The 26364-nt window shown below is 28.0% G+C and carries 22 protein-coding genes and 3 tRNA genes; 3 read left to right on the top strand and 22 right to left on the bottom strand.

The window, feature by feature from the left end:
- Positions 1-15: 15 nt before the first annotated feature.
- The 7 genes from AYC61_RS19010 to AYC61_RS18980 all read right to left on the bottom strand — a co-directional run bounded on the left by AYC61_RS19010 (position 16) and on the right by AYC61_RS18980 (position 8811).
- Positions 16-942, bottom strand: coding sequence for a hypothetical protein (locus AYC61_RS19010; protein WP_066506860.1), 927 nt, complete (start codon positions 940-942; stop codon positions 16-18).
- Between the two features lie 111 nt (positions 943-1053).
- Positions 1054-2862, bottom strand: a complete 1809-nt coding sequence (locus tag AYC61_RS19005; protein ID WP_066506858.1) for an ATP-binding protein — start codon at positions 2860-2862, stop codon at positions 1054-1056.
- 2 nt (positions 2863-2864) lie between these two features.
- A complete protein-coding gene (locus AYC61_RS19000; protein ID WP_066506853.1) occupies positions 2865-3554 on the bottom strand; it encodes a response regulator in 690 nt (229 codons plus the stop codon).
- 417 nt (positions 3555-3971) lie between these two features.
- A complete protein-coding gene (locus tag AYC61_RS18995; protein WP_066506848.1) occupies positions 3972-4940 on the bottom strand; it encodes a hypothetical protein in 969 nt (322 codons plus the stop codon).
- 230 nt (positions 4941-5170) lie between these two features.
- Complete coding sequence (locus tag AYC61_RS18990; protein WP_066506840.1) at positions 5171-5986, bottom strand: class D sortase; 816 nt, start codon at positions 5984-5986, stop codon at positions 5171-5173.
- 5 nt (positions 5987-5991) lie between these two features.
- The gene (locus AYC61_RS18985; protein WP_066506838.1) at positions 5992-7086 is read right to left on the bottom strand and encodes a glycosyltransferase family 2 protein; all 1095 of its coding nucleotides are present in this window, start codon (positions 7084-7086) and stop codon (positions 5992-5994) included.
- A 255-nt stretch (positions 7087-7341) separates the two neighbouring features.
- Positions 7342-8811, bottom strand: coding sequence for an aminoacyl-histidine dipeptidase (locus tag AYC61_RS18980; RefSeq protein ID WP_066506837.1), 1470 nt, complete (start codon positions 8809-8811; stop codon positions 7342-7344).
- 379 nt (positions 8812-9190) lie between these two features.
- On the opposite strand from AYC61_RS18980, the gene AYC61_RS18975 reads away from it, so the two are divergent.
- Complete coding sequence (locus tag AYC61_RS18975) at positions 9191-10492, top strand: S8 family peptidase (RefSeq protein WP_066506836.1); 1302 nt, start codon at positions 9191-9193, stop codon at positions 10490-10492.
- A gap of 279 nt (positions 10493-10771) precedes the next feature.
- Here the strand turns inward: AYC61_RS18975 and AYC61_RS18970 are convergent, their stop codons facing one another.
- Together AYC61_RS18970 and AYC61_RS18965 are read right to left on the bottom strand one after the other, a co-directional pair.
- Positions 10772-11443, bottom strand: coding sequence for a M23 family metallopeptidase (locus AYC61_RS18970; protein WP_066506835.1), 672 nt, complete (start codon positions 11441-11443; stop codon positions 10772-10774).
- A 317-nt stretch (positions 11444-11760) separates the two neighbouring features.
- On the bottom strand, positions 11761-13191 hold the full coding sequence (locus tag AYC61_RS18965; protein ID WP_066506832.1) for a M23 family metallopeptidase: 1431 nt from the start codon (positions 13189-13191) through the stop codon (positions 11761-11763).
- Positions 13192-13537: 346 nt separating this feature from the next.
- Between AYC61_RS18965 and AYC61_RS18960 the strand changes: the two genes are divergently transcribed.
- On the top strand, positions 13538-14656 hold the full coding sequence (locus AYC61_RS18960) for a DnaD domain-containing protein (RefSeq protein ID WP_066506829.1): 1119 nt from the start codon (positions 13538-13540) through the stop codon (positions 14654-14656).
- Between the two features lie 16 nt (positions 14657-14672).
- Positions 14673-15659, top strand: a complete 987-nt coding sequence (locus AYC61_RS18955) for an ATP-binding protein (RefSeq protein WP_066506827.1) — start codon at positions 14673-14675, stop codon at positions 15657-15659.
- A gap of 101 nt (positions 15660-15760) precedes the next feature.
- Here AYC61_RS18955 and AYC61_RS18950 read toward each other — a convergent pair.
- The 13 genes from AYC61_RS18950 to rpsF form a co-directional block, all read right to left on the bottom strand.
- Positions 15761-15836 (bottom strand) — tRNA-Val (locus AYC61_RS18950).
- A 16-nt stretch (positions 15837-15852) separates the two neighbouring features.
- Positions 15853-15927, bottom strand: a tRNA-Glu gene (locus AYC61_RS18945).
- Between the two features lie 7 nt (positions 15928-15934).
- Positions 15935-16010 (bottom strand) — tRNA-Lys (locus tag AYC61_RS18940).
- 346 nt (positions 16011-16356) lie between these two features.
- Positions 16357-17643, bottom strand: coding sequence for an adenylosuccinate synthase (locus tag AYC61_RS18935; RefSeq protein WP_066506823.1), 1287 nt, complete (start codon positions 17641-17643; stop codon positions 16357-16359).
- Positions 17644-18266: 623 nt separating this feature from the next.
- The gene (locus AYC61_RS18930) at positions 18267-19463 is read right to left on the bottom strand and encodes an FprA family A-type flavoprotein (RefSeq protein WP_066506818.1); all 1197 of its coding nucleotides are present in this window, start codon (positions 19461-19463) and stop codon (positions 18267-18269) included.
- A gap of 99 nt (positions 19464-19562) precedes the next feature.
- The gene (gene dnaB / locus AYC61_RS18925) at positions 19563-20900 is read right to left on the bottom strand and encodes a replicative DNA helicase (RefSeq protein ID WP_066506813.1); all 1338 of its coding nucleotides are present in this window, start codon (positions 20898-20900) and stop codon (positions 19563-19565) included.
- 250 nt (positions 20901-21150) lie between these two features.
- Complete coding sequence (rplI, locus tag AYC61_RS18920) at positions 21151-21597, bottom strand: 50S ribosomal protein L9 (protein WP_066506812.1); 447 nt, start codon at positions 21595-21597, stop codon at positions 21151-21153.
- Entirely contained in the window at positions 21597-23606 is a 2010-nt protein-coding gene (locus AYC61_RS18915) for a DHH family phosphoesterase (protein WP_066506811.1), read from the bottom strand. The genes rplI and AYC61_RS18915 overlap by 1 nt, the downstream gene beginning before the upstream one ends.
- Positions 23607-23616: 10 nt before the next feature.
- Positions 23617-24570 (bottom strand): YybS family protein, encoded by a 954-nt coding sequence (locus AYC61_RS18910; RefSeq protein WP_066506806.1) that lies wholly within the window; start codon positions 24568-24570, stop codon positions 23617-23619.
- A gap of 10 nt (positions 24571-24580) precedes the next feature.
- Positions 24581-24898 carry a MazG-like family protein gene (locus tag AYC61_RS18905; RefSeq protein WP_066506803.1) on the bottom strand — a complete coding sequence of 106 codons (318 nt, stop codon included), beginning with the start codon at positions 24896-24898 and terminating at the stop codon, positions 24581-24583.
- A 376-nt stretch (positions 24899-25274) separates the two neighbouring features.
- Positions 25275-25502, bottom strand: coding sequence for a 30S ribosomal protein S18 (gene rpsR, locus AYC61_RS18900; protein WP_066506798.1), 228 nt, complete (start codon positions 25500-25502; stop codon positions 25275-25277).
- A 19-nt stretch (positions 25503-25521) separates the two neighbouring features.
- Positions 25522-25971, bottom strand: a complete 450-nt coding sequence (locus AYC61_RS18895) for a single-stranded DNA-binding protein (protein WP_066506797.1) — start codon at positions 25969-25971, stop codon at positions 25522-25524.
- An 18-nt stretch (positions 25972-25989) separates the two neighbouring features.
- Positions 25990-26274: a 30S ribosomal protein S6 gene (gene rpsF / locus AYC61_RS18890; protein ID WP_066506795.1), complete on the bottom strand. Its 285-nt coding sequence runs from the start codon at positions 26272-26274 to the stop codon at positions 25990-25992.
- Positions 26275-26364 lie beyond the last annotated feature (90 nt).

Here is a 26364-nt window from a genome sequence, read left to right as displayed (position 1 = left end):
CAGTCATCTCCAAGACTATTTTTCTACATCTGGATTATTCTCATAGTCTATTTCATCTACATTGCTTTTTCCCTCTTCTACATCATCACTATTATAATTTTGCTGAGGCTCTTCTAAATCTAAAATACTTGTTGTTTTTATATTTTCTAAATATTCTTTTGCCTTTTCTTGATCTGCAACTATAATGTTTTTAATAAAAGCTTTTTTTACATTGCCTTCTTTATCCCTAATAAATATAAGAATTCTAATATTACCTGTCTCAACATTGATTTCTTCAGTAAATATGCCAAGTTCTTTAACATCTATCTCTTTTGCTAATATCTTTTTTGCAGTTTCTAAGTTTTGTAATACTTCGTCTTTGTTTTCTAAATTATCTAAATTCAACTCATTATTGTCAGCATCAAATATTATAATTTTTGTTTCTTCTTCGTCGTTTGAATCTTCATTTTTATCGTTATCATTATTCTTATCTATTTGTATATCATCATCATTAAAATTCAAATCTCTTTCTTCATAATCATCCTTATCTTGTGTTGATTCATTCTCGACTGCCTCTCCAACAATATTTTGCTTCAGAGGAGTCTTTTCTTCTATAAGTTCATCTTGCTCATTATTTAAATCATCCATAACTTTAAGATGAAGAAAATCTTCAATATCAGTTTTCATATCTTTACCTTCTAGACGATAAGCTTCTATTAGAACTTTTAGTCCTTCTTTAGCTTTTCCAGAAACTAATATGCATTTTTCAGAAGTAATCAAATTATCTTCAGGAGATGTTATTTCTATATTTTCTATTAACTTATCATTTTCTGTTTTTACTGCTTTTCCTATTTTAGATTGTTCTGGCATGCTAGGCGTAGTTGTTACGTCTGCATATGCTACAGAACCACCAGCAATTAAAAGTATAATAAAACACATTCCTATAAACATCTTTCTGAACATACCTTTTTCCTCCTCAACACAATGACTGCAATTTTACACTTTAATTATATAATAGTAATATTACAATTAGATTACAATGTAATTAAAAAAGAATTACATAATACGTCATGTTTATTGTGCTGTATTTTCTTCTACCAGTAATATTATTTTTACCTCTGTTCCTTTATTATATTCACTATCAATTTCTATGGTGCCTTTATGTGCTTGTATAATTTGTTTTGCGATAGCTAAACCAAGTCCTGTTCCTCCCATTTCTCTAGACCTAGCTTTATCAACTCTATAGAATCTCTCAAATATTCTATTTAAGTCTTCCTTTGGAATACCAATGCCATTATCTTTAATCGTTATATATATATTATTCATATTTTGAAATGCTTTTATAGATATTTCTCCCTGTTTAGGAGTATATTTGATTGCATTACTTAGTATGTTTAATACTACCTGCTCAATTCCATCCTTATCCGCATATATATTCGGTATATTCTGTTCTATACTCAAATTAATTGTCTGCTGTTTTTCTTCTGCTGCTATTTTAAGCTTCATTATTGCTGTATCTAATAAGCTTTTAACAGATATGTTCATGAATTTCCATTTTATATGTTTATAATCCATATTTGATAATTGTAACAAATCTCTAACTATCCTAGTCATTCTATCACATTCACTGTTTACTATATCTAGAAATCTTAATGAAAGTTCTTTTTCGTCTATTGCTCCATCTATTATTGTTTCAGTATAACTTTTTATAGTTGTAATTGGTGTCTTAAGCTCATGTGAAACATTAGCAACAAATTCTCTTCTCATCTTTTCAAGTTTTTGTTGCTCTGTTACATCTTGAAATACTACTATAACTCCTCCAATTTCTTCATTATCACTCTTAAACGGAGCATATTTAGCTAAATAGGATGAATTACCTATATTTATTAATTCATTGCCTTTCCAGCTATTATTTTTTTTCATATATTCTAGTGTCAATTTATTATCCAGTGTAGATATAGTATAATCATAGTCAACATCTATTAATGCGTCAAAACTTGTTTTTAATATATCTAAGGCAATTGGGTTAGCATGAAGTATATTGCCATCTATATCACAAGCTATTATTCCGTCAGCCATATAATTAAATATTGTATCCATTTTGCTTTTTTCTCTATATATTTCTGCCAATGTATTTTTTAACTTTGCAGTTAATGTATTAAACATCATAGCTAGTTGACCTATCTCATCATTTGACTTAACGTCAACTCTTTGATCGAAATTTCCTTTTGCCATTTGTTTGGCTTTAATTGTTACATCATTTATCGGCACTGTTACACTCTTAGCAATTAAAAATCCTAAGAAAATTGTTATCAATAAAGCTATTATCGTTCCTCTAATAAAAATCAGCTTTGATTTATTTAACATATCATCAATGTCAGTTAATTCACAGGCTACATATATAATTCCTATTACCTCTCCATCCTCGTTTGATACAGGATATGTAAAATGATTTTCTCTAGAACTTTCTTTTTGGGTTACTGGGGGAATATCCCCCATTTGTTTATTATTTAACGCTTCCAATATATAAGGAGAGTAAATCTCTTTAAATTCAAAAACATTTTTACCAATGAGACTATTATCCCATGGATTAGTTCCTACAATTTTAGGATATTCACCATTTTCTATAATATAGATTCTATAATTAATTGGTAATGGCCAATTATTAAATGTATTCTGATCTATATTTTCTTCCCATTTTTCAGATTTGATTGCTGGTGATGTGTTTGCAAGTCTGTCTACATACCCACTCATTGTTTTAGTAGTCTGGTCTATTTGTAGCTTTTCAAATTGTTTAATTATAAATACACCTACAATAAGCATAGCTATAAAAACCAACAAGAAATATATTGTTGTAAATTTCCATCTTATGCTTTTAAACATTATTAGTTCCTCCTAAAATAGTACCCTACTCCTCGCTTTGTAATTATATATTTAGCATTGCTTGAATTATCTTCTATTTTTTGTCTTAGTCTTCTTACTGTTACATCTACAGTTCTGATATCTCCATAGTATTCATATCCCCAAACTTCTTCTAATAACTGTTCTCTAGAAAAAACTTGCTCTGTCCTCATACATAAGAATTTTAATAATTCAAATTCTCTTAATGTCAATTCAACAACTTTTTCTCTTTTCAATACTTCATACTTGTTTAAATCAATTACTAAATCACCCGAAACAATAATATCCTTATTAGTAGATGGTATGGTTAATTCTCCTCTTCTTATATTAGCTTTTACTCTTGCCAACAATTCTCTCATACTAAAAGGTTTTGTTATATAATCATCAGCACCTAATTCTAAACCTAATATTTTATCTACTTCTTCCTCTTTTGCAGTAAGCATTAGTATTGGAGTATTTAGCTTCTGTCTTATTTCTTTTAAAACCTGAAAACCATCCTTATTAGGCAGCATAACATCTAACAACATCAAATCAGGTTCATACATAAAAGCCTTTTTTACAGCCTCATCTCCATCATAAGCCAAGCTAACATCATAACCCTCTTTTTCTAGATTAAATCTCAAAATATCCGCTATTGGCTTCTCATCATCAACAACTAAAATCTTTTTACTCACTCTTTTCACCTCTTTATACATCTATTAATCCCTACATCTAAAAAAATTTAATATCCTTAAAATCAAAATGCTGTTTTAGTGAAAACAGCTAATCAAATATTGTATTTATATGGTTATTTATATATTAATAAGAAATATTTTACATTGATTGCTCATTTGTATAATAATCATACTTATTATATCATAATATTCTTTGAACTTCATTTCCAATTTATATATTACATCAAATTGTAATATATTTCATTTTAAACTACCCAATATATAATAATACTAAAATAGTTTATCGCAGAATTATATTTAATTCCTTATCTAATGTCAATCTTTTTTATCTATTGCTAAAGGCATAAATCGACTTTCCTAATAAACTAAGGAAAATTTATTATGCCTCTAGCACCAAGATTTTTTACTATTTAATTATCAATAATTTTCTAACTCTTCATCATCTTCAACATATTTATATTTTACAACTAAATCATCGTCTTCGTCATAAACATAGATTTTTACATCTTTTTCAAAGCTTTCTGATATTTGTTCTGCAAATTCTTCTACAAAATCTTTAAAATCACTAATCCCTCTATCTTCCCAACCATCATCGTTTTTATCAAAGTTTTTACCTTCCATCTTAACTTTTATGTACGAAGAATATTCATCAACATCATATTTGAACTCTAAATCTTTCTCATCGCCTTCATATACCTCATAATAATCTTCTAATGAATCTTCAGCTTCTTTTTCTGTAGAGTAATTTCCCTTCTCACTTAACACCTTAAATTTTGATGAACTATAATCATATTCATATTCACCGGCTACGTCATTATCATCATCATATATATATATTTTTGTGTCTTTTTCATACTCTTTAGCTACTATTTTTAATAAGTTTTCGATGAAATCTTGAAAATCATTCTTATCTCTTTTTTTCCATTTTGACGTATCTTTGTCAAAATTTTGCCCCAAGCCTTTTACTTTAGCATAATTTTCATAATTTTTAATCTCATATTTAAACTCTAAATCATATGCTCCATCATCATATAATTCATAATTATTGTTTAATGTTTTTATAAAATCATTTGTAGTATTATTTGTATTTGGATTATTCATATCTAAAAAGCTTCCTTGACCAGCTTTTTTAAATAAATACACAGTATTAGATTGTTCTATCCATACAGCCTCATAATTTATATATTTTGCCATATCATTTACGGGTATGTAAAGTGTACCATCATAAGATATAGGTTGTTTTGATAAAACCATAGGGTTTGAGTCTAATAATACATTTGTATTTGTTAACAATGCTTTGATTTCTTGGCTGTAATTTGCTCCAATAGATGTACTTCCTAACATTAAAATAACGATTAGTAATACTAATCCAACTTTTCTTTTCATAATTGCCTCCCTGTTCAACACTTATACAAATCTTTATTTTGTTTAAATTATACCACTATTTCTAAATAATCTCTATTATATTTTATTATTAATATAACCTTTGTATAAATAGGTACATTTTATCAAATTTAAAAACACCTTTCTAACTAAATAATGAAAGTAATTTTTCTTTTTAAATACTAAAAGATAATACCTTGCTATCTAAGGTACTATCTTTTAAAACTTGATTTCTATAAGGAAGCTCTATTTGATTTAATTTGCTTTCTAATTCTTCGACAGTAGACCACTAACCTTTCTTTTCCATTCTTTGTGCATGTTACTAATGATAGATTGTATTCTCCTTTATTTTTTGTAAAACATTTTTTATTATCAGGAGAAATCACCTCTATATCATAAACTACATAAGTAAAATCATCATTAGGGTTAGAAACTGTAACTTCATCACCAATATTAAGTTCGTGAAGCCTATTAAACAGTTTACCATATGTTCTTAGCCTATGAGCTGCCAAAAAAGAGTTTCCTTTTTCCCAATAAAGTGGCGTCCCTCTTATATGGCTTGCTCCTAGCCAGAGATTCTTATCATTTGAATCTTCTATTATTGGTAATTCTAATGAAATTTGATCTATATTTATTACTCCTATAACTTCCCCTGTTTTAGGATAAATCTTTTTTTCAGTTAATTGGGCATTCTCTATAGATGTATGTTGATTAGAGATATCTTCTTTAATTAAGTTTTTATGATTTTGAATATTATTCAATGTATTTTTATATTCTATTAAAATATCTTCTGACCGCTCAATTTTGTTATTTATTTGAGCCTCATTTTCATATTTAATTAATACAAATAAAAGTAACATTAATAAAAATGTTATTATAAATATGGATATTTTTTTTATTTTTCCTTCCTTTACTAATAATCGAAGAAATCTATATATTATTATTGATAGTGTTACAACTAACAGCATTAGGAGAGTTACTTTATAAAAAGAATGTACTCCGAGCATTAAAAATGGGACTCCTGTTTTTGGAATGTCAGGTCCATACATTGAATTCACCACCTTTGCTTTATATTGCAAAAACTTAATACATAACTGAAAACCAATATTATTGCTTGAAACCATCCATAGATTATTTCTGGTATTATTAGAAGCTTTATAATATAATCAATTAGTGTTTTATCTTGAACGTACTTTAATCTATAAACTGAATCTAAATAAGCTAATAAAAGTACTATTAATATAGCTGGTTTAATCCCTTGAAATCCATAGATGAATAAGTAATAAACTAGAAATACTAACGCAACTATTCTAAGCGTCATTAAAAAAATAAATAACCAGTGGTTTAATATTTCACAAACTGTAACTCTATTCCAATAATGAACTCTTAAAGCATCTACTCCACCTCGAAGCCAACGCAATCTTTGTATCCATAATTCTTTAATGCTCAATGGAACATCTGTCCACGCAAACATACTCATACAGGTTGCTACTCTCCAATTATGTTTTAGACACAAAGTCATTTCATAATCTTCTACTAGGCTATTTTCTAAATAAATACGACTATTAATATTTAGTGCTTTTTTTCTATAAATAGGAACAGATTTTAATGCATCAACTCTAAATAATGTTGCCATACCATGAGCAACTTTTATCTTTCCTTTAGTTTCAACTCTATGACTATCAAATTGACCATATTCAATATGTTGTATTGTCCAAAGTATTTTTTTCCAGAACGATTTCCCATCATATGGTATTATTCCTGCTCTAGAGCATACAGCAGCTAATCTTTTGTCTTTTGAAAGCATTTTAATTCCAAATTTTAATGCATTTTTATCAAGTAAAGTATCTGCATCCATGACTAGAACGTAATCCTTTAATTTTAATTTATCAAAAGCTTGATTTAATGCGCCAGCTTTTCTTCCAGTATTATTTTTTGTCTCAAATATCATAACGTTTTCTTTGGTAGTTTTTTTGAATTCATTAATAATAGGTATTGTATTATCAGTACAGTTATCACATATAATAACAACTTTATTGGGCTTTACTGTTTGAGAAAAGATGCTCATCAAAGTTTTACTTATTATTTCTTGTTCATTATGAGCTGGAATAAACACTGAAACCTTTTTTTTTCTTAAATAGTTACTCATTTGAATCACCCTAAATTCGTCCATTTATGTAAATATATTTGGAAAGTTTATGAAATATACATACTTTTCTATAATAATATGTTCACTGGGAATAATTAATTTCAAAAATACAAAAACACCTATTATAGATTTATGTATATCAACACAAAACCAAATTTATAATAGATGTTTTGATTTTTTAACTAAGCACTTTTTTACTATCTAATTAAACCCAAATTATTATATAAAAAATTAAATACTATTTAGGGTTAAAAATTATATTTGTTTTATTTCCTTTAAAATCTGTAATATAAATTCCCATGTCCTTTTTGTTGACTTGATATTTAATCTTTCATCTGGAGTATGTACGTCATGCATATTTGGTCCTATAGCAATCATATCTACATTTTCTAACTTTTCACTTAGTAATCCACATTCTAAACCTGCATGTATTGCTGCTATTTCAGGTTTTTTATTATATTCTTCTTTATATACTTTTATAAATAACTCCCTAAGCTTTGAATGCCTATTATATTTCCACTCTGGATATGAAGATACAAGCTCAAATTTAGCATTATTACTTTTAGCTAATGTTTCTATTTGCTCTAATATATACTGTTTTAAACTTCCTACTGAACTTCTAGTAGCACTTTTAAATTTTATTGAATCTTTATCAACCTGTACTACACCAATATTTGTTGAGCTTTCAACTAATCCTTCTATATCCATACTCATAGTCTGTACTCCATAAGGAATATTCATCAATATACTAATAACATTGTCTGTTGTTTCATCCGAAAACATTCTTTTTTCACTATCATTTGATATTTCTACGTCTATGTTAAAGTTCGGATCTGACAAAGCCAATTCATTTTTTATAGCAGTTGATATCTGATCTATTTGTTTTTTAAACAATATATTATTTTTTTTGTTTACTAACAATTTAGCCTTTGCTTCTCTAGGTATTGCATTTTCTTTTAATCCACCACTTATATATGCTAATTTAATATCACATGTTTTCTTTAACTGATTTAAAATACGTCCTATTAATTTATTAGAATTACCTCTATTTTTGTTTATTTCGCCTCCTGAGTGTCCACCTTTTAATCCTGTAATCATTAAAGAATATTTATCGTATTCTTCAGGCTCTATTTCCCAATGTATTGGTAAATCTATTATAGTTCTTGCTCCTCCTGCACAACTTGAAAAAAATACACCTTCATCCTCAGCATCAATATTTATTAAATACTTTCCTTCAATATCAAACGTTTTTAATTTAGCCGCACCCTTTAATCCAATTTCTTCCTCAGAAGTTATTATTACTTCCAATGGTGGATGTGGAATATCTTTTGCAGCTAATATAGCTAAACAATATGCCACTGCTATGCCATTATCTGCCCCTAGTGTTGTTCCTTCTGCTGTTAGATATTCACCCTCTAGCTTTAATTTAATTGGATCTCTTAAGAAATCATGAATATATGATTCGTTTTTTTCACATACCATATCCATATGTCCTTGCAAAATAACAGCAGGTAAATGTTTATACCCCTTAGTTCCATCTTTTTTTATTACTACGTTCAAAGCTTTATCTTGTCTAGCTTCTAGATTATGTTTTTCTGCAAATTTCATTAAGTAATCACTGATTTGTTTTTCGTTTCCTGATCCCCTCGGTATATTTGATATTTCATAGAAGTAATTGAAAACCTCTTTTGGTTCTAATGCTTTTAAAGCTTCCTTATTGTCCATAATTTCACCCCTATTCTTTAGATGTTAACTTAATTTAAATCTTTTAACAAAAGTTTTCATTGCTTATATGTAGTATTTAATTACATGTTTACATTAATAGAATATTATTTTTAATATCATTATACATCTTTATTAACTAAAAAGTATAGTCTACTATTATTATAACAATTTATAATCAAAAAATAAATCAACACACTTTATCTAGAAATGACACAAGGTAGAATAGTTACTATACTAATTTTTTAGCCGCTTAATTCAATAACAAAATATATATTTTGATTTTCCCACAATTTTGCAAATAAATTAACTACATATATGTAGATTTTAATAACATATGTACTTTCTTATGCATAAATTAAATCATAGGAAGGTGATTTATATGTTCAAAAATAGACCATCTAAGTTGGACTCAGTAGTAAGTACAAAAATTAAATCTAAATCAAAAGGGAAACTACCTGTAATTATTAGATTTAAAGATAATGACCTTAACAGTGTTAGCAATATGATACTAAACATGTCTGGTAAGATAAAACATAGTCTTCCTATTGTTAATTCAATAGCTTGTAGTATGAATTTAGATACTATTGAAAATTTATCAAAAAATCCTAATATAGAGTATATATATTATGATGCTAAAGTTTTTGCACTTATGGATATTGCTAGAGCATCTGTAGATAGCCAATATGCTCATAATTTAGGTTATACCGGAGAAGGTATCACTGTTGCCGTAATAGATACAGGAGTTTCACCTCATATGGACCTTGTTAAACCCCAAAATAGGATTGTTGGTTTTAAAGATTATATAAACAATAAAACAAAACCATATGACGACAATGGTCATGGTACTCATGTTGCTGGTATTATAGCTGGTAACGGCTATTCTTCAAGAGGGAGATACGCAGGTATTGCTCATAAAGCAAATATACTTGGTATAAAAGCACTTGATGAAAATGGAAGCGGAACTACATCAGATATCTTAAGTTCAATACAATATGTCATTGATACAAAAAATGTATATAATACAAAAGTCTTAAATCTTTCGTTAGGAACACCTACTAACAACTCATATAAAAAAGATCCTCTATCCTTAGCTGCCGCTCAAGCGGTTAGAGCTGGAATAACTGTTGTAGTAGCAGCTGGCAACAGTGGTCCTTCAAAAAAAACTATATTATCCCCCGCTAATACTCCATCAGTAATAAGTGTTGGTGCTGTAGATGATAATAAGACTAAAGAAATTAATGATGATTTTATTGCTTCATTTTCCAGTAGAGGTCCAACAAATGATGGCTTAAATAAACCTGATGTTGTAGCTCCTGGTGTTGATATATCGTCATTATCTAGTAAAAACACTTCCTCTTATGTATCTCTAAGTGGTACATCTATGGCTTCACCATCTGTTGCTGGAGCATGTGCCTTACTATATCAAAAGGAAGGCCATTTATCTCCTCAGAAGGTTAAAAATATGTTAAAATACTCATGTATATCATTAAAAGATTCACGGAATAATCAAGGAACTGGGTTAATAAACTTAAAGAATCTATTTAATAAAGATTCGTCAACTGTTCCGGACATTGATTATTCATATTCTAGAAAAGACGATAAAATTGTAATAGAAATAACACTAATAGTTATTTTACTATTCCTAATATTAAGTTGTTGCTGTTGTAATAGATATTATTAACCACAGCTAGCTACAAATTTAATAATAATCGAGTAAGAGTACCTTTTTTCAAAAAGGTACTATCTCTATATATTTTGAATAAATCTTTTTGGGTATTTTAATATGAATAAATATCTTTTTAACTTGTAAACTCACTCTCACTCTTACTCTGAGTAAACAAATAACCAAATTAAAATTTGGTTATTTGTTTACTGATATGAGCATACTTTTTGTACGTTATTAATCGTAAAATCTTTCAATAACGAAAAAATTCTTAATTTAAGCCACCCTTATTTAGTTCTATTCAATATATTGCAATGGATTTTGATGTTTTCCATACTTTAATATTTCAAAATGAACATGTGGTCCTGTACTTCTACCAGTATTCCCAACAGCTCCTATTTTTTTATTTTTATAAACCTTTTCACCAACTTTAACATAAAGTTTGCTGCAATGTGCATATCTAGTATTATAACCATCACTATGGCATATTTCAACCATATAGCCATAACTTCCTTTATATCCAGCAAATACAACTATTCCAGTAGCTGAAGCTTTAATTGGAGTTCCTACCCTAGAAGCTAAGTCTATACCTGTATGAAAAGATCCTTGCCTTGGACCATACCTGGAAGTAAGTTGTCCATTAGTTGGTATTATAAACTTTTCCTCGTTTTTTTCTAATAATACTTCAATATTTTTTATTTCTTTTTGTTCCTGTATTAGTTCCTTAATTTTCTTTTGCATTAAAATTTCTTCTATTAACAAATCATTTATTTCTTCTTTTGTACAAATATTTTTTTTATCAAATCGTGATGTTTCTAACATATTGTCTGCTTTTATATCATATACATTTGTTATAATGCTCAATGGTACATGCTTTTCTTTTATATATTTAAAGGACAACACAGTAGTTACTATAATAAAAATAACTATTAACTCTGATAATAACCATTTGAAATTTATTATTTTCATTTTAATTCTCCCAAATAATATATTTAAATTATAATATTACTCATCTTGGTATATTTTATGCGTATATTGTAAAAATATTTAATTTAATTGCTTTATCTTATTTACTATACTATCTTTTTATATGTATTAAATATAGCTCCATATTATTACTAAAAACATTTTTAGTTATTGCAAATCATTATATAGTAAAGATAATTATTTTAATTATAAAACTCATATTCACTTCATCTTCTGAGAGTAAGGGATTTATAAGAAATAGAAATTAAAGATTTGAATTTTCTGCTCATAAAAAAATCTAGGATTTAAATCCTAGATTTTTATCTATATTTTTTATTAATATACTTTAACGGATCTTGATTTTTATCATATTTTAAGACTTCAAAATGAACATGAGGTCCCGTACTTCTACCTGTATTCCCTACGGCTGCAATGGTCTTATCTTTGTATACTTTATCTCCCTTTTTAACATAAATTTTGCTACAATGCGCATACCTAGTTTTATAGCCTCCACCATGGCTTATTTCAACCATATACCCATAAGTTCCTTTATAGCCTGCAAATGTAACAACTCCTCCATCTGCCGCTTTAATAGGCGTGCCTGTCCTTGAAGCTAAGTCTATACCCTTATGAAACGAACCCCATCTTGGACCATATCTAGAAGTCAATCTTCCACTTGTTGGTCTTTTAAAAATTCCAGTACCTTTTAACGGCGGTATTTCCTTAGTTCCTCTAACTACTAATTGTGGTTTCGGATTAGCTGTAATAGTTTCGCTTATAACATCTTTTCCCATTTCTACACCATTTTGTTTTTCTACTAGTGCAACTACTTCTTTTTCACCATATATACCCCGTCTTTTTACACGCGTTTCATCCTTATATAAACTAGAAGTTTCTTCATATTCTGTTTCAAAGCCTATTTTTTCTAAAAATGTCTTCTGTTCTTTAGTTACAACTGTAATGAATGGTTTTGGTACTATTAGGCTTAATTTATCATCTATATGCAGGTATCCATTAACAAATTGAGGATTTGCTTTTTCTAAGTCTGAAACTGATATGTTGTATTTTTTAGAAATACTCCACAAGCTTTCTCCTTCTTTTACTGTATGTGTTTTTTCCTCAGTAGTTCCTTTTCTTATGTAATTTAAAAGCTCTTCATAGTCAATTATATTTGCTAATGGTTGCTCTTGTTCTACAATCTCAATCTTTTCTAATAAGTTTATTTCTTCTAGTTTTCCATTTTCAGCTTCTATTCTTTCTATATATGGCTCTTTTATATTATTTAGTATATTATTTGCTTCTTCCTTTGTTTTTAGCAAACCGATATTATTTCCATTAACTTTTATCGCATAAGCATGTACATTAAAAGATAGTGTCGACAGTATCGATTTTTTTAATTTAGATACTGATGTTAATTCGTTACTTTCAACGTGTGTATTTTTAAACTCTAATTTTTGTTTAATAACTGTATCACAATTATAGTCTTTATTAATACTATCTTGAATATCTTCTAATAATTTAACTACAGTCTCCTGTTTCCTTACTATACCTATTTCTTTATTCCCAAAGATTACATTAAATGCTCTTGTTTCTAGCTCTTTTCTGGTGTCATATTCTCTTTTATCATTCAGTACTCTAATCGTAGTACCACACAGTATTCCAATCATTAAAAAAATTGAGAGCTTCAAACAAGTTTTTCTGTTAATAAGTTTTTTCAACCTATCAGCCACTCTTGAATAATCAATATTCATAAAAAATCTCTCCTATATTTTTTTACCTTTGCTTATTTAGTAATATGCATGTAACATCTTTGTAATATTTTCGTAATACAATCTCATATTCTATTATATCATAATTATCATGTTTTGCAACTCTAAGCATTTTACAGAATTCTCTTCATATTTTATTTGTTTTCAATTTTATTTACATTCATTTATTATTTTCTTCATTTTTTATTAAATTAATACCTTTTTGGCTCAAATATTTTAAAAACATCTAATTTAAGGTATTATTAAATTTATTAAACACTACATAAAACATTACGTGCTGTATGTTATAATATATTAAAGAATGTTACTAAGTGGAAGGTGGATTTAATTGAATTTCTTTTTAGGTACAACTGAAATAGATTTAGGAAATACTACAGTTGAAAATATATTCATAGACGATTTTATGCCAATGGCAAATGGCACTGATGTTAAAGTTTATTTACTTGGCTTTAAATATGCAAACAATAAGGATAACAATATAATAGTATCTAATCAAACAATTGCAAAAAATTTAAGAACTAGTTTGGATGATGTATTAAAAGCTTGGGACTTTTGGGAAGAAAAGGGTATAATAAAAAAACACTATACTGCTGACTCTAATGATAATAATTATACTGTTGAGTTTGTTAACTTAAAACAATTATATATAGACAAGATTATAAAGCCTGCTCAAACTGATACTTCTAAAACAAATTATACTTGTACTCCATCAGATATAGTAGAATTAAAAAATTCACCCGCTGTAAATAATATGTTTAATAATATAACGGATATAATAGGACGTACATTAGTACCTAATGAATATAAAAAAATATTAGAATGGATATATAATTATAATATGAGTACTGATATAATTGTAAAAGCATTTGAATTTGCTAAGGAAAAAAGGAATATAAAAAGTTTAAATTATGTGCAAGGCATTCTTAAAAATTGGTATGATTTAAAACTTACAACTATAGATAACTTAAATGCCTATTTAGAATCAAATGACACTAGATATAAGTTATACAATCAAATAAAAGAGGCTATTGGCTTTAAAGGTAATTTTTCAACTCCTATTAAAAACCTTATTAACAAATGGGTTGATGAATGGAATTTCAGCTTAGATGTTATATTGATAGCATGTAATGAAACTCTTAAAATTGCAGAACCAAATTTTAGATATTTAGATGGTATACTAACTAAATGGCATAAAACCAATTTAAAAACAGTTGAAGCTGTTGAAAATAACCAAAAACAATTTAATGAAAAAAGAACTACTAAACAGAATAAACAAAGCTCTCCTAATTCAAATATTAAAAAAGATATGTTTAAAACAAAGTTTCATAATTTTAAACATACAACTACAAAATATTCTGACAAAGAGCTTGAAGAAAAGCTAAATAAAAATTTACAAAAAAAACTTCAACAAAAAGGTCTAAACAACTTATACAAAAATAATGTATAAGGGAGGGTAAATATTTATGAATGAACAAATTATAAAAGAAATATTAAGAAATTATGAATTAAAATTGGATAGAAAAAAATATGAGCAAAACAAAAGAATTCAAGAGGTTTATTCACTAGTACCTAGAATTAAAGAAATAAATAAAGAAATTACTTCACTAGGTATATTAACATCAAAGGAAATTCTAAAAAACTCAGCTAATCTTGAAAATGAACTAGAAGAATTAAAATTAAAAACTAAAAAATTAAAACAAGAAAAAGCTATACTAATGACAGAAAACAATATTCCAATTAACTATACAGATATAGAATATGATTGTGAAAAATGTAAGGATACAGGATATACCGAAAACGGCCAAAAGTGTAGCTGCTTTAAACAAGCACTTATTAGTATTGCTTATAAGATGTCTAATTTAGAGCATATACTTTCTAAAGAAAATTTTCAAACCTTTAATATTGATTTGTTTTCTGATGAAATTTATGAAGATGAACAACTTACTCCAAAAGAAAATATGAAATTCGTAGCAAATGTATGTGAAGGCTTTGTTATTAATTTTGATGTAGACAATGAAGAGAATTTACTTTTTTATGGTACTACAGGCTTAGGTAAAACATTTATGTGTAATTGTATAGCTAAAAGCTTACTTGATAAGGGTAAAATAGTCTTATATCAAACTGCATTTAAAATTTTAGATATTATTAGAACATATAAGTTTAAAGATAATGCCAAAGACAATTCATATCAACTAGCTTATAATTTATTATTTAATGCTGATTTATTAATTATAGATGATTTAGGCACTGAATTAACTACAGCTTTTACTAATACTGAAATTTTCAATATATTAAATTCTAGATTAATTACTGGTAAAAAAACTATTATATCTACTAACCATCATCCTAGAGAACTTTCTCAAATGTATTCTGATAGATTCTTTTCAAGAATATTTGGTAAATTTATTGAGCTAAAATTTTATGGTAACGATTTAAGATGGGAAGAATAGATTAATATTAATGTTTTATTGAAAAAATATAATTTATCAACAGTTTTAAATTTCTAATTATATAGATTAAAAAAATCAGCAAATAATTGCTGATTTTTTTATGGTGGGCACAATAGGGCTCGAACCTATGACCCCCTGCTTGTAAGGCAGGTGCTCTCCCAACTGAGCTATGCGCCCTTAACTTATTTGAATTTGGTGACCCTACCGGGACTCGAACCCGGGTTACCGCCGTGAAAGGGCGGTGTCTTAACCGCTTGACCATAGGGCCTTAAAAATGGTGACCCATCGGCGACTCGAACGCCGGACACCCTGATTAAAAGTCAGGTGCTCTGCCAACTGAGCTAATGGGTCGAATGACTACTCTTAGTATTTTACATGATAGCTATTATTATGTCAACAGTTTTTCTTAAAAAATATATATTTTAATTAAAACACCTTAAATTCTTTGTAAATAGTCGAAATAATCTATATTATATCTAATATATGTAAATCTTAGTATTTTGGTTTTATCAAAAAATTTTTATGAGAATATAAAAACCAGCATTGAAAATTGCTGGTTTTTGTATGTTATAACAACGGAAGCAATTACATAGTAATTGCAACACACCGTTTCAACGAGGCGGAAAATATACACACCGCTTGTTAAATCTATTCGGTACCCGCCACCTATAGAAGTTGGGGGATATCTTGAGCCTTGTTATAATATTTCTTCTCTTATTATTGTCTCACTTCTCTTTGGACCTATAGATACTAACTGAATTTTTGTTTCTGTTAGTTCTTCAATCTTCTCTATATACTTCTTAGCATTTTCAGGAAGTTCATCATAAGTTCTAACTCCCTCAATTTCTTCAAGCTTCCAGCCTTGTAGCGTCTCATATACTGGCTCACATTGAGCTAATAAATTTAAACTTGCTGGAAAATCTTCAATGTATTTATCGTTTAATTTATATTTTGTACATATTTTCAATTCTTTTAAATCAGCTAATGTATCAAGTTTTGTTAAAGCTATTCCTGAAAAACCATTAATAGCACAAGAATATTTTAACATAACTATATCTAACCAACCACATCTTCTAGCTCTTCCGGTTGTTGTTCCGTATTCGAAACCTCTTTCCCTTATCCAATCACCAGTCTCATCAAAAAGTTCTGTTGGGAAAGGTCCTTTTCCAACTCTGGTTGTATATGCCTTTACAACTCCTATTGCCTTTTTTAAATCGAATGGACTTATTCCTGAACCAATCGCTACACCACCTGATATCGGATGAGAAGATGTTAGAAATGGATATGTTCCATAATCAATATCTAATAGTGTCCCTTGAGCTCCTTCAAATAGAACTTTTTTACCCTGTTTAACACTTTTATTAATAAATGCAGTAGTATTAATTATATAAGGTTTAATAACCTCAGCATATTCTAAATACTCTTTTACAATTTCGTCTTCGTTTAAAGGTTCTTCATTATATAGTTTTTCTATTATTTCGTTTTTAGCTTTAATATTACTTCTTAGCTTATCTTCAAAATATTCTTTGAAGAATATATCACACATTCTGATACCACTTCTCTCAACCTTATCTTTATAACAAGGTCCTATTCCTTTTACTGTAGTACCTATTTTTTGTTTGCCTCTCTTTTTTTCCTCTAATTCATCAAGTTTTAAATGATATGGAAAAATTATATGTGCTCTGTCGCTGATTTTTAAATTATCTGTTTTTATTCCTAAGTCATTTAAATACTTAATTTCTTTTAATAAAGATTTAGGATTCACAACTACTCCATTTCCTATAACTGAAGTTTTGTCTTCATAAAAAATGCCAGATGGTATTAAGTGTAATTTGTACTTCTTATCTCCAATTTCTACTGTGTGACCAGCATTGTCTCCACCTTGGTATCTTACTACAACATCTGCTTTTTTTGATAAGTAATCTGTTATTTTACCTTTTCCTTCATCTCCCCATTGAGCTCCTAAAACAACAAGAGTAGACATATTCATCTCTCCTTTATTTTAACCTAGATTATTCATAGTAAATTAAATATTATATTGCATCCTTATGGTTACGTCTGGATAAACCATCCACACTAAACTAAATTTTAGGTTTTTTATAATTAAGGACTTACAGCATATTACTCAACGTTGTATAAATAATCAGATTTAATTATTTTTAATAAATTATATGAAATATTTATATTGATTCTAAAGCGAACATTCCCTTTCTCATAATATCAAAATATAATAAAAAAGTCAATTAAATACGAATTATTATATTGATACATCTCAAAATATTCGTATGAATATTTTTTTTAAATAAACTATTTATAATTATAATATCCACAATTTAAGAAACAATTTAGTCTATTTTTATTTTTATTGAATTCGTTGATTTAACTAGTCTTGAGCTAAGTATTTTAATTTTTAAATTGTTACACTCACAACTTATCCACAAGTTATCCTCTGTTTTTGTGGATAAAAAAAGTGCTCTTTTTTTTTCAAAAAAGCACATGATTTTTTATCCCTGTAAAATACACTGTTTTAAAAAACATTAATATTTATTTTTATAAGTTCAAAATAACATAAAATTTATCCACATTTTCAACACAAATTACCTGTGATTATTTTTTTAAAAAATCCACAAAATCTTTAGCAAATATTCTACATTTTTCTAAAGAATTTTCATTTGGTAAAAAAGCAGCCTTTAGCCCCGGTACTGCTATCTTAAGCTTGTGATTCTTTAGGTTATCTTCCATTATATTTATTGCTTCTCCACTCCAGCCGTATGAACCAAATGCTGCAGCAGCTTTACTTCTATTTGTAATAGGATTTAGTACTGCAAATAATTTATATATTGGAAGGAGTATATTTTGATTTATTGTTGGGCATCCGATTAACAAAGCTGTTGAAGTTTCGATTTTTTCTTCTAGCTCAAATAAATCTATATTTTCAATATCACAAACATCTACTTCTATATTATTATCAACAATTTTTATTTCATTAGCAATTTCTTGTGCCATTTTCCCAGTATATCCATATGCTGATACATATGGTATAAAAATTTTATGTTGCTTTAATTTTTCCTTTACTCTACAAAGGTCTTTAGACATCTGAATATACTTTTGTGGTTTTGATCTTAGTATTGGTCCATGCCCTGGACATATAACTTCTATATCTAAATCTTTTATTTTATCTATAGCACTAAGCATATAGTTACTAAATGGTTTTAAAATTACATCAAAATAATATTTAAATGCTTCATCAAAATTATCTACTAAGTCATCAAACATCCTCTCGTCACAAAAATGACATCCAAATGAATCACACGTAAATAACACTTTATCTTCTATTAAATAAGTATACATTGAATCTGGCCAATGCAAAAAAGGTGCTGATATAAATTTTAAAGTTTTATTCCCTAAATCTAATGTATCTCCATCTTTTACTATTTTATACTTAAAGTCAATATCAACCATGTATTTTAAAAAATTTATAGCTGATTTTGAAGCGACTACAGTCGCGTTAGGCGCTATCCTTAATAAATGTTTAAGATTGCTAGAATGATCAGGTTCTGTGTGATCTAAAACAATATATTCTATATCATCTGGATTTACTACCTTTTTTACTTTTTGAATGTATTCATCTTTAAAAGTTTCTTTGCTTGTTTCAACTATAGTTTTTTTATCAGCATCAATGAAATAAGAGTTATACGTTGTTCCATATTTAGTTTCCATTACAACATCGAATGTTACTAAAGAAGGATCTAATACACCTATCCACTTAACATCCTTTTTTATGTTAAGAATTCTATTATTCATTTATACTCCTCCTAACTTTTTCTATACAAAGTTAGTTATACCCTATTACCTAATCTTTAAACCCTAGTTGATATGTTTTAAAAAAACTATTATTTTTATCTAACTAGGTCTCTCCATATTTAAAAACTTAGTGTATTTACCCATGAATACTAAATCAACTGTTCCCGTAGGACCATTACGTTGTTTTGTAATAATGATTTCTCCAATATTTTTTTTCTCTGTATCTTTATTATAATATTCATCTCTGTATAGCATCATAACAACATCCGCATCTTGCTCTATAGCACCTGATTCTCTTAGATCTGATAATATAGGTCTATGATCTGCTCTTAACTCTGGAGCACGAGATAATTGTGATAATGCAATTATAGGAATATCCAATTCTCTAGCCATACCTTTTAGTCCTCTAGATATTGCTGATATTTCTTGTTGCCTATTTTCAGATCTGCCATCACCATTCATTAACTGAAGATAATCTATCATAACTAAATCTAATCCTTGTTCTATCTTTAGTTTTCTACATTTAGCCTTCATATCATTAAGTGTAATTCCAGCAGTATCATCAATAAATATTTTTGCTGATCCTAATGGTCCCATTGATCTGCCTAATCTACTCCATTCTTCATCATTTAAGTCACCAGATATGATTTTTTGTAACTCTACATGGGATTCTGCACTTAGCATACGTTGAACTATTTGTCCTATAGACATCTCCAGACTAAATATAGCTACTGAAGCACCATATCTTAACGCACAATTTTGTGCTACATTAACAGTAAAAGCTGACTTACCCATAGAAGGTCTAGCTGCTACTAATATTAAATCTGATTTTTGCAAACCTGATGTTTTTCTATCCAAGTCTACAAACCCTGTAGGTAAACCAGTTATTCCTCCACCTGTTTGAGACATTTCTTCTATTTTATTTAGTGTATCCATAAGAGCTTTATTAATAGTTATAAAACCTTCACTGCTTTTTCTTTGAGTTATATCAAATATTCTCTTTTCTGCTTGATCTATTATATTATCTAACTCTAGCTCGTCCTTATATCCTTCAGCAATAATTTCATTAGATGCTTTTATAAGCCTTCTAAGTATAGACTTTTCTTCAACAATTTCACAATAAATTTTTATATTTGCAGTCGTAGATACTCCGTCTGCTAAATTAGCTAAATAAGTTATACCACCAACTGCTTCTAATATATCTCTCTTAGTTAATTCTTCTGCTAAAGTTATTAAGTCTACTGGCTCATTTTTATTATATAAGCTATATATTGATTCAAATATTTCCTTATTCGCTTCTTTGTAAAAATCATCTCCACTCAACCGTTCTATTGCTGTTATCAATGCGTCCTTATCTAAAATCATAGCACCTAAAACAGACTGCTCTGCTTCTAGGTTATTAGGTGGAATTTTTAGCATATCATTTGTAACGTCCATTTTATCATCCCCATCAAATCTTTAAACTAATTAAAAAGTTTATCAAATAAGACATCAATGCTTCAAATAAAACTCTGCGTCTATCGAAGCAATAAACTTTCTATCGCACCTTAACAGTGTCTTCTTGATATTCATAAACCATATTATTCACAGAAATAAAACCCTAATAATTTATATAACTTTGAATAACATATTGTAAAAGTTAAGTAGAGAACCTAAATAATTACTTACACAAATATATAATAAGTGTTTAGAGCTTCACTACGTCTATTTGAAGCTTAGCTTTAACTTTTGGATGAATTTTAATCTCAACATAAGTAGACCCTAAAGTTTTTATATTATCTTTCATAACTATTTTTTTCTTATCTATCTTAATTTTATGCTGCTCATATAATAAATCAGATACATCTTTTGTGGTTATGGATCCAAATAATCTTCCCTTTTCGCCTGCTTTACTTTTCATTATAACAGTTAGCTTTGATATTTTATCCGCTAAGTCTTCTGCTTGTTTTAAAGTTTCTTGCTCTTTGTGTAATTTTGATTGTTTTTGTTGACTAAGTACTTTAATATTACCTGTTGTTGCTTCTTTGGCTAATTGCTTAGGAAATAAATAGTTTCTAGCATAACCATCTTTAGCTTTTATAATATCTCCTTTTTTACCTAGTCCTTTAACATCTGCTAATAATATTACCTTCATTATTCTTCACCTTCCTCTAAATATTCTGTCACTGCTTTTTCTACTAAAGCTTCCGCTTGGTTTAGGGTTACATCATATAGCTGTGCACCTGCTACTGCCAAATGTCCCCCTCCTCCTAGTTTTTCTAATACTAATTGTACATTGATTTTTCCCAGTGATCTTCCACTAATGTGTATTTTATTATCTTTTATAGCTAAAACAAAAGATGTTGTAATCCCGTTGATATTGAGTAAATCATCAGCAGCTTGAGCTGCTATAAGAATGTAATCATCTACATCTTCATCAAATGAAGAAATTGCTATTTCATTGTTTATTATACGAGCTCTTTTAACAACATCAGCTTTCATTATAAATGTCTCTAAATCATCTTGAAATAGTTGTTTAACTGAAGTAGTATCCGCTCCATAACGTCTTAAAAGAGAAGCTGCTTCAAATGTCCTCACGCCAGTTTTAAAAGTAAAATTCTTTGTATCAACAGCTATACCTGCTAATAATGCCTCTGCCTCAAACTTATCCAAATGAATCTTATTATCCATATAGGCTAATATTTCAGTAACAAGTTCACATGATGATGATGCATATGGTTCAAGATATGTTAATATTGGGTTGTCAATAAATTCTACGCCTCGTCTATGGTGATCTATCAACACAACTTTACCAATAATCTCAAGTAATTTAGGAGCCTCTGTAGATTTGGGTCTATGAATATCTACTACCACGCATAATGAGTCCTCTGTAGCCTTTAAATATGATTGGCTTGATGTAATTACATCATCAAAATAATCAGGCTTTTCATTATATAATCTATTGTATATGTTTTTTATTTGTGGATTTACGTCGTCTAAAACTATATATGCTTTTTTTCCCCTGCTTCTTACCGCATTAGCAATACCTATAGCTGCACCAAAACTATCCATATCACCATTTTTATGTCCCATTATAAATACTTTATCAGACTGATCTATCAATTGTCTCAAAGCATGAGATATAACTCTAGCTCTGACTTTAGTTCTTTTTTCAACTGCTTTACTCTTTCCTCCATAAAAACTTAGGCGTTCAATTTTCTTTATAACTGCTTGATCTCCGCCTCTACCTAAAGCTATATCTATAGCTGCTCTAGCATATTCATACATTTGTGCTGGATTCTTACCAAACACTCCAACTCCTATACTTAGAGTAATTGGCATTTCATTACCTTGATCTATGCTTCTAATATTATCTAATACATCAAATTTGGCATCCTCCAATATTTTTAAAAATCTATTTTCAAATACTATAATATACTTGTCTTGCTCATATTTCCTTATAAAGCCATCAATACTTTTTGCAAATTCATTTAGTATTTTGTCAACTTCAGCAAATACTACTGGAACTCTTGAACTTTCTGTTTTTTTTCTGACTTCATCGTAATTATCCACTTCTATAAGACATACGCTTGTTTTTTCATCTAAATATTTCTGCTTTAGAATAGAAAAACTTGTATTGTCAACAAGATAAAGCATTATAATGTAGTTAGCATTATTTGTATTAGTTTCTTCACTTGTATTTACTACATTATATAATATTTTGTAGTCTCTTTTTCCTATACTTGCTTCTGTAGAACTCATTTTTTCTAAATTTAAAACGTCATCTATGCTTATATTTGGAATTATCTGTTTTATGTTTTCTCCTAGAAAATGTTTTTGCTCAATTATATCCATAAATTTAGGATTATACCACAGTATACTTCCTTCTTTGCTTAATATAACAAGTGGTAAAGGTAAGTTAAATAATGAATCTCTTGTAGCATAATCAAAGTCATCTGTAAGTTTTTGAATATAACTGGTCCATTCAAGTTTTCTTAGATGTATATTTTTTTTATAATAATATATTAAATACCCTAAGATGAATAACATAATTACTGTTATTTTAGGTTCATAAAATGCTAATATACACGTTAAAAGCCCAATTATCAGTAAATATATTTTAGTATCTACGATGAGGTCTTTAACATTGAATTTGTTTGACATTATTTTCCTCCTATAATTTAGCTTCCCTCTTAATCTTTCTAAAGTCAAATAATGCATCTAAAAAACCAAGTAAAGCTATAAATGCATTAATGCTCATATTAATTAATACTATTATTAATACTATAACTCTTAAAAATTTATTTACTTTTAGTTTATTTAAAAAATACATTATTACTGCCAAACCTTGAATGAAATAAAATAAAGCAATTAATATTATAACATTTAGAAAAATAGTATCATAATAAAATATCTCTAGATATCTTATGGCTAAAGATAGTAAAAATATTATTAATGTACCAAATATAACGTTATCAGGTAGTCTAAATTTATGGAATTTGGGTATAGTTATATTCATAAAACCTAGTCTTTTCAACATTGCTAATGATGCCCAATAATTAATATATGTGCATATTAATGAGAAAGCTACAATCATCACTGGTATAATTAGCACTGTAAATTCTGTCATGGTTTTTATAATGTTTTCTAATTGGTTTGTTGTTATATCTGTCATATTCATCTTAGGTAACACTTGCATTTGTATTTCAGATGCCTCTTTCAATATCATCTCAACTTGATCAACAAAACCTACCCCTGATATATAACCTATGCCAGTGATTATTATAGATGTAGATAATAAAAATACTATCGTGCCTCCTATAATAATTTCTATAGGTTTGAATTTCTTATTTATCATGTATACAATGACTATTGATAGTATACCAAATTGGATAAACATACTTAGTGCTGTAAATACATCAGTAAAAAAACCTATGATTAAGGATGTAGTTATTAATGATAATATACAATGTTTAATATCAGTTTTAACTCCTAAAACAATAAATATTGTTGGGAATAATACTAATAAGATTGGAAAACTGTACATAAATACTAAAGTTAATACTATAGCTATAGAAGCTATAACCGCAGTTTGTGTTATTTTATTTGTTTCTTTCTTTAGTTTCAAGAAACTCACCTCAATTTCTTTTTCTTTTAAAATGTTCTAATAAAAAACTTAAATCACCGTACCATTTTTCAATTTTATGTTCTTCTACAATTTTGAGTTTTATTTTACTTTGTATCTTTGCATCTATTTTTTCAAATGATATACCTAGTCTTTTACCTAACAAATAAGTCACAAAAATTATATTCGCTAAAACATCAATTATTACCTCCTGACTTTGTTGCACTTCATGTACTAATAAATCAAACAATGAAGATACAGATGCCAATAATTCACATTTCAACCATTCAATCACTTTTATGTTTTTAGTAATGTCAACATCATTTTTCATTATTTCTCCCCCCAGTATATTATACCAAATTATAATTTAATTAATAAAATTAATCCAGTATAAATATTACACTCTTTATTATTACTAATTACATAATATATCTAAGCATGACCTATTAAAATTCTACATAGGTTTGATTGGTATGTCAAATAATTTAACATAATTGTTTATTCTATAATTCACTTATAAATATGTATAACCCAAATACTAGTTGTAAGAATAATAATATAATAATACTATAATCTAATATTTTTTCATTTACTGATTTTTGATGAAAACCATAACATTATTTTTTTTCTTTTCTAATATTTGTCTATTTGTTCCTTCTATGTGTTATAAAAAAAGAGAAGTATGTCTCAACTTCTCTTATCTCACTTTATTCTGCTGTGTATGGTAATAAAGCTATTATTCTTGCTCTTTTTATAGCTTTTGTAACTTGTCTTTGATGTTTTGCACAAGTTCCAGTTATTCTTCTAGGTAATATCTTTCCTCTTTCAGTAATATACTTTTTAAGCTTATTAATGTCTTTATAATCAACATTATCAACTTTATCTACACAAAAGTTACAAACTTTTTTCTTTCTTCTAAAATTCTTTTTAGCCATGATTTCCCTCCTTACCTAGCTAAAATGGTATATCTTCATCGTCTATTGGCTGAAACCCACCTGTAGCATCAAAATCATTCTGCTGTGGCTGTTGTTGTGGTCTATTCCTATCTACCGCTCTATTACTGTCTCCCCATTCTAAAAATTGTACTCTTTCAGCAACTACATCAGTAGTGTATACTTTCTGTCCTTGTGCATTTTGATAGGATCCAGTTTGTATTCTACCTTGTATAGCAACCATTCTTCCTTTAGAAAGATAATTAGCACAATTTTCAGCCTGTCTTCCCCAAACAGTAATTCTTGGAAAGTCAGCAGTAGGTCTACCCAACCTTTCTGCCTCAGCTTTTTTCTCTTTTGATAAGTCTTTATCAACAGCTAAAGAAAATCTAGCTACAGCAGTTCCATTACCAGGCAAAAATCTCAATTCAGGGTCAGCTGTTAATCTTCCAATTAAAAATACACTATTCATACAGTTTGACCACCTTTTTTATTCTTCAACTCTTACTATTAAATGTCTTAAAACTGGTTCAGAAATCTTTGTTATTCTGTCTAATTCTTGTATGCTTTTATGGCTAGCTTCGAAATTAATTAATATATAGTAACCTTCTCTCTGATCTTTAATTTCGTAAGCAAGTTTTCTTAAACCCCACTCATCTACTTTACTAACAGAACCATCAGTTTCAATTATTCCCTTTAATTTATCAAATAATGCTACTCTATCAGCTTCTTCTAAGTTTGATCTAAAAATAAATACAGCTTCATATTTTTTCATTTAATTCACCTCCTTTTGGACTAAAGGCCCAATAAATGGGCAAGGACAAAATATATCATCTAATTATATCATTTAAGAAAACCAAATTCA

Origin of the sequence: Abyssisolibacter fermentans, from assembly GCF_001559865.1 — a bacterium.
GTDB lineage: Bacteria > Bacillota > Clostridia > Tissierellales > MCWD3 > Abyssisolibacter > Abyssisolibacter fermentans.
The sequence above is the reverse complement of the archived record's forward strand: the minus strand, read 5'-3'. Positions and strand labels throughout refer to the sequence as shown.

Excerpts from the sequence above, each read along its gene's own strand:
- AYC61_RS18895 (WP_066506797.1), bottom strand. The coding sequence starts at position 25,971 with ATGAATAGTGTATTTTTAATTGGAAGATTAACAGCTGACCCTGAATTG.
- AYC61_RS18965 (WP_066506832.1), bottom strand. The coding sequence starts at position 13,191 with ATGAATATTGATTATTCAAGAGTGGCTGATAGGTTGAAAAAACTTATT.
- AYC61_RS18935 (WP_066506823.1), bottom strand. The coding sequence starts at position 17,643 with ATGTCTACTCTTGTTGTTTTAGGAGCTCAATGGGGAGATGAAGGAAAA.
- AYC61_RS18955 (WP_066506827.1), top strand. The coding sequence starts at position 14,673 with ATGAATGAACAAATTATAAAAGAAATATTAAGAAATTATGAATTAAAA.
- rpsR (WP_066506798.1), bottom strand. The coding sequence starts at position 25,502 with ATGGCTAAAAAGAATTTTAGAAGAAAGAAAAAAGTTTGTAACTTTTGT.
- AYC61_RS19010 (WP_066506860.1), bottom strand. The coding sequence starts at position 942 with ATGTTCAGAAAGATGTTTATAGGAATGTGTTTTATTATACTTTTAATT.
- AYC61_RS18915 (WP_066506811.1), bottom strand. The coding sequence starts at position 23,606 with ATGTCAAACAAATTCAATGTTAAAGACCTCATCGTAGATACTAAAATA.
- AYC61_RS18990 (WP_066506840.1), bottom strand. The coding sequence starts at position 5,986 with ATGTATGGACCTGACATTCCAAAAACAGGAGTCCCATTTTTAATGCTC.
- AYC61_RS18930 (WP_066506818.1), bottom strand. The coding sequence starts at position 19,463 with ATGAATAATAGAATTCTTAACATAAAAAAGGATGTTAAGTGGATAGGT.
- rpsF (WP_066506795.1), bottom strand. The coding sequence starts at position 26,274 with ATGAAAAAATATGAAGCTGTATTTATTTTTAGATCAAACTTAGAAGAA.
- AYC61_RS18975 (WP_066506836.1), top strand. The coding sequence starts at position 9,191 with ATGTTCAAAAATAGACCATCTAAGTTGGACTCAGTAGTAAGTACAAAA.
- dnaB (WP_066506813.1), bottom strand. The coding sequence starts at position 20,900 with ATGGACGTTACAAATGATATGCTAAAAATTCCACCTAATAACCTAGAA.
- AYC61_RS18985 (WP_066506838.1), bottom strand. The coding sequence starts at position 7,086 with ATGAGTAACTATTTAAGAAAAAAAAAGGTTTCAGTGTTTATTCCAGCT.
- AYC61_RS18905 (WP_066506803.1), bottom strand. The coding sequence starts at position 24,898 with ATGAAAAATGATGTTGACATTACTAAAAACATAAAAGTGATTGAATGG.
- rplI (WP_066506812.1), bottom strand. The coding sequence starts at position 21,597 with ATGAAGGTAATATTATTAGCAGATGTTAAAGGACTAGGTAAAAAAGGA.
- AYC61_RS18970 (WP_066506835.1), bottom strand. The coding sequence starts at position 11,443 with ATGAAAATAATAAATTTCAAATGGTTATTATCAGAGTTAATAGTTATT.
- AYC61_RS19005 (WP_066506858.1), bottom strand. The coding sequence starts at position 2,862 with ATGTTTAAAAGCATAAGATGGAAATTTACAACAATATATTTCTTGTTG.
- AYC61_RS18980 (WP_066506837.1), bottom strand. The coding sequence starts at position 8,811 with ATGGACAATAAGGAAGCTTTAAAAGCATTAGAACCAAAAGAGGTTTTC.
- AYC61_RS18995 (WP_066506848.1), bottom strand. The coding sequence starts at position 4,940 with ATGAAAAGAAAAGTTGGATTAGTATTACTAATCGTTATTTTAATGTTA.